Raw genomic sequence first — 13,612 nt, 5'->3', positions numbered from 1 at the left:
AGATAAAAAATGCGATTTCTACAATTAAGTTATCGTCACATATTTTGTTTATTATAAAAGAAACCCTCGACATAATGCTCGAGGGCCATCTCCTACTTTGAGCTTCTTAAGCTGCTAATTTGATTCAGGACACTCAAGAGTTCACTATGTCCGACCAATTCCGCGTATTTTGTTAGAAGCCCAACCTTTGGTGCATAGACACCTTTAAAAGACTCGATAAGTTCATCATCGTTACCAAACTTAATTAAGCTAAAAGCGTTTGTGCACAACTTCTCTCCAAAAGAAAGCTTCTCTTGTTCACTTACTCTTCTAGGAACAGTTAGACTTTGTAAATAGTGAGCTAAAGAATTACCCGTCTGAGTTTTTGGGTTGCCTACGACGTCATAAAATTCTTTAAATTCAACATCACTCATTTCACAATAATGAAAGACTCGCTTAAAAACACACTTTGCCCCACGACCAACAAGGTCAAATTTAATGAGTCCTTTATCTTGCAAAGAACGCATTGCACTTTTCACCCTATCTATACGTGGGTAGTCAGTTTCAAGCTTAGACAAGTCAATATTCGGATAGCATCGGGCTAATAGAATCATGATTGGTACATCCGAAGTCAAAGGGACCTGTCTTGGCGTCTTCGCAAACCCTCTCGGTAAGGAAGTTAGGTAATACAGAAGCGTATTTTCTAAAGAACCCGAAGCGTTGTTGATGGTTTGAGGGTTAAGACTCAAAATAGCATCATCCCTGAACAACTTCGGAATCACAGTAGTGCCTACGAACTCAATCTGCAAGCTAGACATATTAAATTCAAGATGGCTAAAAAAGTTCACATACTTAGCTATCTTTTCGTTCTTTTCTAATGTCTTATAGCTTAATTTAAACTGGCTTATCCTTTTACAAGCGCGGTCAACAGTAGCTATAAACTGCTTACTTCTAATTGTATTCTCCGAATACAGACCTACGTCCAACAAATCACGGTAATCGACTTTGTGGAGTGTTCCTTCAACTACTCTTTTGCCCTCACGTTCTTCAAAGTCCTCCAAAGGAGCACTCCGTAGCTTTGACAGTATTGAACGAAAAACAAGGCTATCGATTTGCGGATCTAATGTAACGCCAAGTAACTCAGGCTCTAGAAGTCTACTTTCCAAACTATCGTATATAACTCGCATGGAATCGCGATCTATCTTCTCGAATGAAGTACCGGCCTTACTTGTACTAAATATTGGAAGACCAAAAAAAGATTGCGGGATCAACTCATGAGTATTAGGTGTCCCTCGAGGGTAAAGTACATTCTTACTAAAACCCTCAATCTCGATATCTGAATCTTTCGTTAAAGGGAAGCTTTGGCCGGAGTCATTGATGGAAACCTCTTCTTCTACCTTAGGGGCTGAAATCTCACTTTCACGATATTGTGAGAGCCATTGAGAGTAAACTTGAATTGGGTTGTCGCTGTATTCAATAGATAGAATTTCTGTAGTAGAAAGGTTCTCTGCAAGCCATTGAAGTACAACCTTATCCTTGGGGTTAAGCGCTTCATATTCCTTTGTAAAGATGCCTGCCTTCATTAAGATTTCAGCTATCAACGTTTCGTTCATTAACGGACTAACACTCCATAAGCTACCGAGGATTTTAGAATTGAGAATTTCACTCGCATATAAGTAAATGAGTAAAATTCATCCTTTAGGATGTGAATTTTACTCGCATATATCAATTTATACTAGTCACGAGCTTTGATTTTTACTCGCATATATCAAAATAGACCAAAAACCGTACAAACTACGATATATGCAAGTGAAAAAGATAGAGTTCTACTCCCAAGCCATATATGCGAGTAAAAAAGTAAATGAACAGGTCCAAAACTTGATATATGCGAGTTAAAAATAGTGGTTCTGGTCACGATTTTGATAGATGCGAGTAAAATTTGGCGACAATAGAAGCAATTTGAGATATATGCGACCTAAATTCATCCTCCCAATTGGACAACTCCTTATCTAACACACTGAGAACAAAGGCCTGCTTATTTACACTCACACAGATCAGACCCAAACAGTTTTCCTCTCTCATAGATCAGATTTTGATGTATTCAATCACTTTTAAACTAGATTAGATCACTTTTACCATGCGTTTAGTAGGAAACTTTACTCGCACAGATCTGAAATAGACAATTCCACTCGTTTAGATCAGAAAAAAGATACTCCACATCTTAAATTTGAGGGCACAGAGGAATTTATAAGACATAATTTTCACTCGCGTAGATCTAATGAACTTAGCTTTAATCACCCAAGTAAAATTATAGTCTTTGCTAAAAGTTTCAATATAACATATAGATAGATTAATACAGCTCGCCTTTTCCACCTACCATTTCTACTCGCGTAGATCAGTTTAATTAAATTTCACTCGGCTAGATCGGTTCTTCTGTTCTTTGCAGATTTTATGAGGTCGCACATGGATGAAATGAAAGTATTCATCGATAGATAAGCCAATAATACGTTGCAAATTCAACTCGTACAGATCACAGAGACGTCAACTTTTAACTCGTACAGATCTGTATTGTCTTGCACCTAAACACATTTAACTCGCGTAGATCAGTTGTGGCTGTGGATAAATCACTATGATTCTAGCTATTTATGTTAGCTTACGGGAAAAGGTAATAGGGAAATTAGTTCCAACATTTCACTCATTCAGATCAACAGAGTAAATTATGCACATGTCTTGATCTGTGCGAGTAGTTTTGACTATGTAGATCTGTACGAGTTGAAAAGAGACTAATACGGTTAGATTTTAAGCAACATTTCAACCGTTTGTTAAGTTTAATATTGCAAAGTCGAGGAACTGTGAAAAGTAACGCGATCTGTATGAGTTAAATTTACTTTACTCGTTTAGATCACTTTCGGTAGATTTCAATTCCATAATTTCAAAATCAACAACATATCCACATTGGGAAAAAGAATTCACACCCCAAAAAAACCTATAAAGCATTGAAAAACAAGAGATTAAATAAAGAAAAAGACCTGAAGATATACACAGGTCTTGATCTAAAGGAGTGAAGTCTAGATCTATACGAATTAACAATAAGATCTAGACTAGTTGAAAAAAGATCCATGCGAATGGAATTGCGATCTAATCAAGTTTAAGCCAGATCTAAACGAGTTTAAAAACGCTACAAAAACTCTTTAAATACAACAAGATAGAAGCTCTCAACTTATTAACTTCCTACCTTATAAACATATATAAAAGAGATCTTATTATAGAACTTAAGAGAATGACTAATTAGCAAGTTTTTTTCTTCTAAAGAAAATACTTAGGAACAACACTGACAAATAGCCTAGCCCTAGAGAACCCGAATCTGGTGTCCCACGAGGAATTTCCTCAACTGGTGGGATTTGACCATCGCCGTCATCGTCCTTAGTTACTTTAAATGAATCTTCATAAGTATGGTGATAAGCTTGCTCTTGATTACGGTTATACAAGCTTTTTGAGGTTGTCAGCGTTTTGGCTTCATCAAATGATACTTCAAAGATAACCCACCCATTATCTACATCTTCTGCTGTTAAAATATGTGAAAATTCAGATGAAAATTCGCCATCCTCTTCGTTGATCGCTATTGAGCTTTCTACATCGTCCTCTGTTGCATTTTCATCAGACAGTGACTCAGAGAATGATACTGTTGCTTTCCAGCCAACCAAGGGCGTTACAGGAGCATTCTCAATACTTAGATCCAATAGATTGAAAAGAATCTCAACTTTTTCATTAACTTTAAGATCTGATGGTGTAAAAGGTAAGTCTGGAACAGGTTTCAAGATAGGTGCTCCTATCGGTCTTCCATCCACCCCTTCTTGATACGAACTATCCAAAGAACTTGTGAATAAGATAGCTTGAAATGGTTGGTTCCCGTCAGGGTAGCCGATTGATAACGACCCATCGTTACCATTTGTCATGAATTCTACGAAACACGAATCAAACGGTTTTACACTTGTGCAAGCTTCAGGACCGGTTTGACCGTCAGAATCAGTGAATGAAAGAATTGATACATCACCATTAGCATTAATATTTGAACGCATATCTCTAGTGGCCCAAGGAGCAAATAAGGTCTTATCTTTGCCCTTAGATAAATTTTGTAGTCGAACCTTGCCGGTATTGATTTGGTTTGCTGTTGTACGGATCACTTTTGGTGCGTTAACTGCGTTCACCTGGTATAAAAGTCGGTTTCTAATAGGTTCATAACGCAATGATGCAAAGGAGAAAAGGTCATAAGAATCACAAGTAGAACTATCTGAGCAAACAGAAGCATCACCGTTACCTAGCTCGCTTTCCTTCATTGTAATGCTTCCACCTAACACCCCAATAATGTCGTATACGCCATTATTTGAAAGCCTTCTTACAGCAGCTCCCCCATCTCCAAAATCTGAAGATGCATTGTTATAGTTTCCATTAGCATCTTGACCTCGGAAATGACCAATGGCACCAAAACCGCCTGTGATAACTGCGTTATCATGTTCGAAGTCGTAGTTATTTCGCCCCCTCCCTACTTTCTCACCAGTAGTAAGGTTAAACTCTCCGCCAAGCGAAACATCAAGCAGTGTATTTAGTGGTAAGAAAGACGTTCCGTAAGTTGAATACATGCCATCAAACATAGGGTCATAAGTTGGAACGCCCAGTTCCAAAGACTCTTCTGGTGTTACAGTGTCTTTGAATGCAATAGTGTAAAATTTGTTTTTTAGGTCTGAGTTTGAATCCCTAAGTTCAAGGCTTGAATTAATTTCAAAAGGATAGTCGTATTCTTCAATTTCAGCGAAGTAGCCTGTCCCTGCAACGTTTGCATCGACTACTAGCTCAACGAAGGCAATTGCTCTTGGAGCAGAGTTACCCAAAGAAGAACTATCCACATTCTCGCCAGCCACGGAATCATATTGAGGATGTAATGGTGTGAGTAATTTGTTTTCTGAAACAGATGCATTAGCATTCGACGTATCAATGAAGCTAGAAACCATTTTTGAAACAGCAAACTTTCGCCATCCGTTTTCAGATTTAGGGTTGCCAACATCGATAAAAGGTAAGCCGGAAGAACACGCTTTAGTTTGGAGGCCGGTAAGTGTCTCAGAAGAGCAATCTAAAATACCGTCTGGTGCCTTTCTCGGTTCGGACAGTACGCAATGCTCACTCGTTAGAATCCATTTATGAGCAAATACAGTACCGTTACAAAAACGTGTAATTTGGTCAGCTTGATCATAATTACTTGATGGCGCATTAAACAGAATTGTTTCAGGAGAAGCGGAGCGCGGCGGCATAGAGCCACCGGTAATAGCCATAGCAGGACTTGTAGTAGCTATTAGGATAGAACTAAGAAGTACGTTTTTACGCATCATTAAACCCATCGTAGATTAAATTTGATTAATCTTACTCTGTTAGTGATGTGTCGTCACACTATAGCTATGCATTGTGATATGTAATGTCGCATCTTAGACGTTTTTGATAAAAAGAGGGGCTTAGCCCCTCTAAATATATGCCATTCTAATTTTTTGCTTTGGCTATGTCATGCCGATTCATCATGGTAGTCAGCTCTTCAATAATGTTAGAAAATACCTTTCCGCCCTTTTGATTAAAGTACGTATAAGTCAACAAAAATAGTTCAGTTGCTACAGCAGGAGGCATAGTTAATGCGAAACTGTTAGTCTTATCCGAGACAATGAGCTTCGAGTCTTCTAAAATAATTTCTACGTCACCACCTATGCGATCGTAGGCGTCAATTGCGGCTTGACTAAAGACATCCCGAACAAAAGTATACGCGCTTGCAAATAGAGTAATATTTGGGCTCAGATTTTGAGATTTGAACTGATCCACTAGTTGTTTATGTGTCTCATTGTCAATGTATAAATTGTTAGTCCCTCTTAAACCATCAACTTCGAATCGTATGAAATACAAACCCTTGCTCAATATCTTTTCTTTATAGACAGGAAGAACATCCCCATGCCCAAAACAACAATCAAACTCATTTAGGGTGTAATCTGGTGCAGGATATACATCACAACCAACAGCTTTAACGTTGGTAGAAAGCGACAACGAAATTAAATTAGCTGCATTATTAATTCTTTCGCAGTTGAAGATCTCATCATAAGAACAAGGCTTATCTAAATAGATATACAAGTTTACCAATGAAGAATTACAATCATCTCCTCCAACGCCTTTATGCTTGAATGCAGAAGCAGCGGCCAATCGACTTAGCATTAAACTAACCATATAGCTTCTGACTGAAGATGGAACGTCTATCTTGTAAGAATCTAGAGAGATATATAGAGCTTCAGCCAACTTAGCTACAGATTGCTCTGGGCTTTTCAAATTGAACTGTTTGGCTAACTTACTTGAGGTTAGCTGGCGTTCTTCAAGTGATTGTCCCTCATTTTTGGAAGGTAGGAACGATGTATCAACAAGAAGCGTTGTAACAAAATTGTAAATGTCTTTCGGGTCGAACATATTTAAGCCAGTTTTGAACAGAATATTCTCAATACTATCAGGTGGTATTCTGTGATTTGCAGCCGGTTGGAATAAAGATTTCGATTAGAACAGAGAATAGACAAATATTGTGATTGAAATAAGGGGGATAAATGTGGACTGAACACCAATGTCTTTGCGGCTTAGGCATTCACTTTAGGTACGAGCGAAGTGATGGTGCTGTTGTGACAAGGGACCACGGTCATGATGGCCGCACCTTAAAGCAGCATTGGATAGGTACTAGCAACTATATGGACGAACAAATTAAACCACACAAAACAGCTCAGAGCGCAATGAGCAAAATTGATAGGCTGTACCCCATTGATTATGACATTTAGGCTCTCTGTTCAACAGTTGCCTTAGTCAAAGACTTACGCTTTTGTAATTGGAAGCTCCTGTTTTGCGATTCTGATTTTGTTTTGATTGATTTTTCCTTGTTAGTTTTGGTTTTGGTTTTGGTTTTGGTTTTGGTTTTGGTTTTGGTTTTGGTTCGTGATCCGCTGGGCTCAACTTAGTTTCGTTAACTTGCTTATTCTGTGAAGGCATTAATTGAGTTTTATTGTCTTCTAAGAGGGCTTTCTTACCCCTAGGAATCACTTTAACCTTTTTGTCAGCCGATTCTTGCGTCTTATCTAGAGTGCCATTATGGATCTTACTTAACCCCTTAAGAATCCGGTTATAAGGCGAACCTAATGAACCTTGAAAAAGCTTAGAGCGTTTAGTCAATAACTCATATGTGTTTGGTGAGGCCATAACTAGGGTGGTTAAAATCTTTTTACAGTTATCTGGACTTCCTTGAATTAAGTGAGCTATGGCAACAGCTTCCGCAATGAAAAAGGGAACGCCATCTTTGGGCATTTGATACCTTTCCACCTGAATAAATATCTGTGCAGCGTCTCTTGCTAATATCAAGAAAGATAAGTAAAGGGGTAATTGGTTGTTATTGATTTCCAGTAATGCTTGGTAAGCATCATTTACAACTTTACGTTGATTGGCCGAGCAATAATTATGGCGTTTAGATACCAAGTCTAGCAACTGAGTTACAACATCGTTGTGAACTTTAAGATTGGTACCAGACAATAAAAACTGGTGCAAGAAACCAACGGAAGCATCAACTACCAATTTAGAGTCCCAGTCTTTGTTAACCAAGCTAAAAGATAACACTTTTAGATCTTCTAACTTAAGAACTTCGCATACATTCTGACAGTATATATCTGATAATTTTCTTAGTGATTGCTTGTGAGATAGCGGGAGCTTCTTATCGGTTCCGTGGGTTTGAGAAAACTGGAAACTAGAATTGGAGTTAAATTTTTCCAACAACACTAATGCTTCATCAGCGTAATAGGAGTTTCCAAGCAGTTCAGTAGTTGCTTTAGATAAAAATGAGTTCCAAGCATCTCTACTACGCTTAAAACTCAAGTCAATAACCACCGAACTTGTCAAATATTCTCCAATGAGTCCACTTTTATCCTGACATGCTTTTGAAATTTTGGCCGCGATAAAGTTATCTCTAACAATTTCTATTGGAGCGATCTCTGCGATTGACAACAAATCTAACTCAAGTTGCTTGTCCAATAAGTTGATTTCTTCTTGTAATCGATGGGCCTTAAGTAATTTAAGAGCCTTTACTAGCTCTTCTGAAGGGTTGGGGATCATGCAGACAAGCGACAGGATTTCCTTAATGTTCTCCGGCGCATGAATTAGAGAGCTAACAACCAATTCCACATGCGAGTCAAAAATATCTTTAGCGAAACGCTTAAGATCAGACAGCTCGTAGAAAACATTAATTGATTGTAAGAGGTCTAAAGTACCTCTTTCTGTGCGAGCTACGATCTCTGCAACTCTCACGTCATGCTCAAGTACATTATCGTTATCGTCTATGAATACACAGATGTCAGATAACAAATTTCTGTCAATAGACCGTAAGGTAGTAAAAGTCGATTCGTCGAGTACAAAAGGCTGCATTTAATTAATCAATCAGTGGTTATATGAGAATACTCAATGAGTAATTCATACAGGTAACGAAAGCAAGATGAAGGCTGAAAATTGTTAATAAAGTACGTATCCAAACCAACCTGGATAGTTCCAAATTGACTGAAAGAAAGAGGCAAATCATTTGTAACCATACTATCTACACGTTCAAAGTCTTCATAAATCAAAGTAGATAACGAGGTTTTATCATTCAACAGTTGTGGTCGAAAAAAGAAAGAGCGATCCACGGAAAAAGATTCACAATACCTTAGTCGAAGCAATGCATGATGAAATGGACTTAACGATGGGTCGAATCCTTGAATAATTGAAAAGAAGTCGCACACTTCATTTTCTTGGATTGTGCAGCAAACACGCTCAAAGACACGAAATACGTGAGACGGGACATTATTATCAAGTATGACAACTGGATTGGTTGTATCAGTGTTTATGGATAAAGAATTGATCAGCTTATATACACTATCATGACTCACCCAGTGAAGGTGAGGTAGTGAATGTTGTGACGGTGTTATAACCTCGTACTCTTCAAAAATACGAGCTGAAATATCATCTATGGGCGCTGATGAGAGGTTAATGAATAGATACTGTGCCACTACTGACCTTTAACTTACTAATAATTATGAATTCAGATTAACATATAAGTTAAAGGCCTGTAATTATCCATTTATCATGTCGATTGAAAGATTTTGATGCTAATCAAACTTGAGCATGTTATCTATTAGTTCAACCTCTCCTATTCTGAAGTCTAATCGGTCAGAGTTATAAATCATCAAGCTTGAGATAGTCGAATGCCCTGTACAGTGCATCAATAATTCAGGTTTTCTACCACTAGCTAAAGCGAGAGAGATACCGGTGTGCCGAGTCGAGTGAGTCGACAGCTTTCTTAAAGAGTTCGCCTCTTCCCACTCCTCCATTTGGTCCAAAGCTTGAGCTGATCTTTCGAATAAATCTTTCATTAAATTCGCAACTTGACCACTACCAATATTAGCATCAACTATACCTGCCTCTCGGCCATGCCCAGCAGGTCGTAATCTCCGAAATAGAGGCTCGTTTTCATCTGGCTTTGGTAAATCACTAAGACCTAAAAAGCGTCTGTATCTAGTCAAGGCATCTATCAAGGCTTTTGAGCAAATGACTTCTCTGTATTTATTACCTTTAGCTTTACGAATGCAAAAGACCCAAAGAAAACTATCACCGACTCTTTCTCTTTTGAAGTCACTCATTACAGGCGAGTAAAATACGTTAGCACTGACCTCAGATCTTCGAGGAAAGGCAAGAAACATAAGATTGGCTAGCATCCTTGACCGTTCCCATTTTAGTCGGTCTGCCTCTTCGCATTCTTCACACAATTCGTCTAAGACCTGAAACAAAGTCAAAACCTGCATTTTTGAAAGAGACTTATACTTTTTCGTCTGCACTCCGAAATCTATTGATTTCTTATATCGCCGCATAATTACTGATGGTGGGTTGCCTTTTAGATACTGAATATCCTCAAGGAAGATATAAAGGGCACTTAGGACCGATAATTGTTTTTGCGTTGAGTTCTCTGCTCTTTGATAAGCCGACTGTGGATTAGTGTTACAAAATGGTCTCCAATCGTAATTTAAAGAAACTTCACCTGTTTTTTTGTCAACTCGATAAGCTGGGTGCCTATACGAGCTGATGAGTTCAGAAGGTGGATTTTCGCAAAAATGCAAAAAATCAAGCATTACCTTCCGGTCAACATCCATGACATCTATACCATTTGCCCATATGTAGTTTATGAACACGACAATTTCTGAGCGGTAAGAATCATATACTGATGGTGCTCTATAATGCTCCCGTAAAAACTCCAAAACATGATCATATGTCTCTGAGGCACTTGGAATTAAGTTAACTATTGGTACTAGTTCTTCCTGCAACTCTAGTGGAACAGTATTTGATAGTTTATGGGGTGGAAAAAGTGGTAAGAATTTTGAGTTACTAATCATTCGATGACTTCAATTTCTTAATGAGAATATGTTCGAATTTGTTCGTTGAGGAATTGAAGTTTATCGCACCGGAACCACGTAAACGAGCAAAAACATCTGATAGTTTCGGATTTATCTTGAATAACGTAATAGGGAAAGTTCTGGTTGCAGACATTGTTGAGGCAAAGATTCTCTCTTCCCCCTCCCCCCAAAGCCTTACGTTTAAGTCAAAAAGTTCTGGGGCTTGGGAAGAAAAGATAACAGACGAATCATCATTTAGAGACTTTTGCAATGCCACATCAATATTATTTGATGATAGAGCATCTAAAAGTTCGACTAAACGTGCTTGTTCAACAATTACGCTTGCAGAAATGTCTGAATTGGTAATTCCTTCTGTCACGCTAAAGTCAAAAATCAGATCGGAGTAGTTTTGGTCCCTATCAGTTATTCTTTTAATACCCCCTAGGTGTAGCTGAGACCATGTACTTTTCATATTCAAATCGTATTGGTAATCTACTTGCTCAATTGATCCGCTAAAGTCTGACACAATACCTTTCTTTGCATAAGCAAAGTGAGCCCCTTTCACCTTTACGGACTCTGATGGAGACGTGAATTGCTGTTCTGCGCTATCTATGTCGATTTCTACAGAAACTTCATCTCCAACCTCAAAGCTCAAAGTGAGACCTTTTGCATTTATCTTGCCTAGAGATAACGAGTTTAATGACATACTGCCATTAGCTCTTTCACCGATTGGGTTGTAAAACCAACTGCCTACTTTGTAATTAGAATGATGAACTTGTCCTGCCAACATAAAAGGAAAATACGAACTAACCTCATGGACGAAATTTATACCATCAATTTCTATCTCGTATGACTTTGATAGATATCCATCTTCAATTAAGTGACTCGAAACGGGAATTTGATTTTTGGAAAGGCTAATCAATTCACCGAACTTGGCATCATACGAATTGACTGTAACTCCACAAAGGAAACCGTATAAAAAAATGGGTGCGCATATTACACACCCAAGAGTTTTGTTATTCAAAATGACACCTTGTTAGTTGTCTTGAATGTTTACTACATCCAATCGGCTTTTTAAAAATTCAATGTTAAGTGAATTGTTTACAATAAAGTCCAGCTCATTATCCATGAAAGCAATAACTTCGCCGTTTACAGACATCACATTGAGAGTACACTCTGACTCCCACTCTAGTCGCTCAGCTTCGGTTGAGTTTGCACCCTCTTCGCCGGAAACCATCATACTTTGCGCTTCTTCTAATGAATCAGCGTAATAATAAAGACTATACCCTTCAAATAGACTTACCGAGAAACGAGACGTGTGAATCTGAGCCGTAGCTTCAAAGACACCTTTTTGAAGAGAAGGCTTCGCGACTCTCTTGATAAAAGAAGCAATCAAAAGGGCTAATGGATGACCAGTATAAGCAGTCATCAACTCTTCCAATTGTTTCGGGTCCGAATTGTTATGGAACTCAGCTAGTGACTGACCAACATCTTTTAGTGCTTGAGTATGTTCTTTCATTTTTCTCTCTCATTGATTAAGGACAAAGGAAAGTTATCACGGGATACAACGTACGCAAGGTCAAGTTTAGTTTAATAAAATTGGCTCTATTGGTGAGTCATTGACTACGGATTTTGCATACACAACATCTAAAAGATCGACAGTAAATAACAATGTACTGCAAGGTGGGATTAGACCTTCCTTAGAATCTTGAAACCCTACTTTTGGTGGGACAACAACTTCGTACTTCCCACCCACCTGCATTTTTGAAACCGCAATTTGCAAACCTGGTATTAAGCTCTTTACTTTTAAACGCATCGGTTTCCTTCCATTCGTATCATCGAAAACGCCTCCGCCGGCATATGATGCTCGATAGTTTAAGACAACTATGTCGTTTGGTTTTAAGCTAAACTCAGCCTTAACATCTGAGCTTTCTATTACAGGTCGAAGTATTACGCCATCGTCAAGGACAACTGCTTTAGGTAAAGCTTTAGCCCTAGTTTGAGTTTCCATCCCAATAGCACAATTCGCTAGTCTTAGTTCTTCTTTTCTGGACTGAATACCTTTGTTTATTTTAAAGTCCAATTGGGTAAGAACTTTCTTTCTCTCTTGATCGTTTAATCTAGATTCCGAACCTGTCAACGCATCTGTCAGCCCCAATAAAACTGAACTGTAGTCAAAAACGACCCCGCTAGCAGACGACTGCTTATCGATTGTCGATTTCAATGTAGATGCGAAATCATATCCTATTGAATACCCTTCCTTTTGTTGGATTGAAGCCACACTTTGTTCATGGGCCACTCGATCTGCAATCGTTTCGAAAGAATCTGTTTCGCTCGCTGTCGCTGAAACAGCAATAATTGATACAAAAGTTGAAAAAAGTAGTTTCATTACTTTCAAATATAAAGTGAGACGATAGATATAGAGTAGCATTTACGCTGCGTGCAGGTATTGTCTAAGATGTCACAAAATTAATAAACTCCGGTATAAATGAGGGCAGAGAAACGTCTTTAGGAATAAAATACTCGCGTATAGAAGGTAGAACACAACTATGACTAAAGAAAATAATCTATTGAGCGTCCTCAACACGGTATGTGAAAAGATTGAAGGCCATTGCATTCGATTAATTAATCCAACGACGAAAAAATTTGGAGTTATTTTAGACCCTTTTCATTTATCTGAGTTGGTCTTGTCTGGAACCGTACCAAATGAGGCATACGTAAAACTAAGCGACGGAAATTCTCTGACACTAAGTATCGATGTAACTGGTCCGAATCTAATTTCAGTTTCTTATGGTGCAATGTCCATCATAGACACACCGCACTCTATATACGAAAGTGTAGTTACAATACTGGGAAAATCAGGAAAGAAAATTTCGGAGTCGAATGATGCAACATTCAATAATGAAGTCTTATGTAACTCTACCATTGTTTTGAATACAGATAACTTCATATTGACGCTTTGCGGATGGGAGTTCGTCTCGGTAGAGTTTACGGGCAATGAAGCTCTAAATGACCAAAACTTTTTTGATGCATTAGCATCCACAATTCAACAAGACTACATTTGTGGGGCTGAGATGATCTTTTCAGACTCTTACAAAGCCATGCTAGATACTCAATGGCAACGTCATCTCAACGAAATGAAAAGATTAAGCGCATAAAGGGAGCCA

Annotated in this window: 9 protein-coding genes; 1 reads left to right on the top strand and 8 read right to left on the bottom strand. The window is 38.3% G+C overall.

What is annotated here, in order from left to right:
• Nucleotides 1-92: 92 nt before the first annotated feature.
• From J4N44_RS28150 to J4N44_RS28115, 8 genes are all read right to left on the bottom strand, one after another.
• Nucleotides 93-1,592: a hypothetical protein gene (locus J4N44_RS28150; RefSeq protein ID WP_252045858.1), complete on the bottom strand. Its 1,500-nt coding sequence runs from the start codon at nucleotides 1,590-1,592 to the stop codon at nucleotides 93-95.
• A gap of 1,671 nt (nucleotides 1,593-3,263) precedes the next feature.
• Nucleotides 3,264-5,363: a hypothetical protein gene (locus J4N44_RS28145; RefSeq protein ID WP_252045857.1), complete on the bottom strand. Its 2,100-nt coding sequence runs from the start codon at nucleotides 5,361-5,363 to the stop codon at nucleotides 3,264-3,266.
• A gap of 145 nt (nucleotides 5,364-5,508) precedes the next feature.
• Nucleotides 5,509-6,468, bottom strand: a complete 960-nt coding sequence (locus J4N44_RS28140; protein ID WP_252045856.1) for a hypothetical protein — start codon at nucleotides 6,466-6,468, stop codon at nucleotides 5,509-5,511.
• A gap of 381 nt (nucleotides 6,469-6,849) precedes the next feature.
• Nucleotides 6,850-8,334 carry a hypothetical protein gene (locus tag J4N44_RS28135; protein WP_252045855.1) on the bottom strand — a complete coding sequence of 495 codons (1,485 nt, stop codon included), beginning with the start codon at nucleotides 8,332-8,334 and terminating at the stop codon, nucleotides 6,850-6,852.
• An 833-nt stretch (nucleotides 8,335-9,167) separates the two neighbouring features.
• Complete coding sequence (locus tag J4N44_RS28130) at nucleotides 9,168-10,445, bottom strand: tyrosine-type recombinase/integrase (RefSeq protein WP_252045854.1); 1,278 nt, start codon at nucleotides 10,443-10,445, stop codon at nucleotides 9,168-9,170.
• Nucleotides 10,438-11,469, bottom strand: a complete 1,032-nt coding sequence (locus J4N44_RS28125) for a hypothetical protein (protein ID WP_252045853.1) — start codon at nucleotides 11,467-11,469, stop codon at nucleotides 10,438-10,440. The genes J4N44_RS28130 and J4N44_RS28125 overlap by 8 nt, the downstream gene beginning before the upstream one ends.
• A 12-nt stretch (nucleotides 11,470-11,481) precedes the next feature.
• Nucleotides 11,482-11,964, bottom strand: coding sequence for a hypothetical protein (locus J4N44_RS28120; protein ID WP_252045852.1), 483 nt, complete (start codon nucleotides 11,962-11,964; stop codon nucleotides 11,482-11,484).
• A gap of 66 nt (nucleotides 11,965-12,030) precedes the next feature.
• Nucleotides 12,031-12,834, bottom strand: a complete 804-nt coding sequence (locus J4N44_RS28115) for an FKBP-type peptidyl-prolyl cis-trans isomerase (RefSeq protein ID WP_252045851.1) — start codon at nucleotides 12,832-12,834, stop codon at nucleotides 12,031-12,033.
• 160 nt (nucleotides 12,835-12,994) lie between these two features.
• Here J4N44_RS28115 and J4N44_RS28110 point away from each other — a divergent pair, with 160 nt between their 5' ends.
• The gene (locus J4N44_RS28110) at nucleotides 12,995-13,603 is read left to right on the top strand and encodes a hypothetical protein (protein WP_252045850.1); all 609 of its coding nucleotides are present in this window, start codon (nucleotides 12,995-12,997) and stop codon (nucleotides 13,601-13,603) included.
• The last annotated feature ends 9 nt before the right edge of the window (nucleotides 13,604-13,612 follow it).

The sequence above is a fragment of the Vibrio sp. SCSIO 43155 genome (genome assembly GCF_023716605.1).
GTDB classification, from domain to species: Bacteria; Pseudomonadota; Gammaproteobacteria; order Enterobacterales; family Vibrionaceae; genus Vibrio; species Vibrio harveyi.
The sequence above is the reverse complement of the archived record's forward strand: the minus strand, read 5'-3'. Positions and strand labels throughout refer to the sequence as shown.

Bases quoted from the DNA above. Each gene is read 5' to 3' on its own strand.
- J4N44_RS28115 (WP_252045851.1), bottom strand. From the start codon at position 12,834: ATGAAACTACTTTTTTCAACTTTTGTATCAATTATTGCTGTTTCAGCG.
- J4N44_RS28145 (WP_252045857.1), bottom strand. From the start codon at position 5,363: ATGATGCGTAAAAACGTACTTCTTAGTTCTATCCTAATAGCTACTACA.
- J4N44_RS28120 (WP_252045852.1), bottom strand. From the start codon at position 11,964: ATGAAAGAACATACTCAAGCACTAAAAGATGTTGGTCAGTCACTAGCT.
- J4N44_RS28130 (WP_252045854.1), bottom strand. From the start codon at position 10,445: ATGATTAGTAACTCAAAATTCTTACCACTTTTTCCACCCCATAAACTA.
- J4N44_RS28140 (WP_252045856.1), bottom strand. From the start codon at position 6,468: ATGTTCGACCCGAAAGACATTTACAATTTTGTTACAACGCTTCTTGTT.
- J4N44_RS28110 (WP_252045850.1), top strand. From the start codon at position 12,995: ATGACTAAAGAAAATAATCTATTGAGCGTCCTCAACACGGTATGTGAA.
- J4N44_RS28150 (WP_252045858.1), bottom strand. From the start codon at position 1,592: ATGAACGAAACGTTGATAGCTGAAATCTTAATGAAGGCAGGCATCTTT.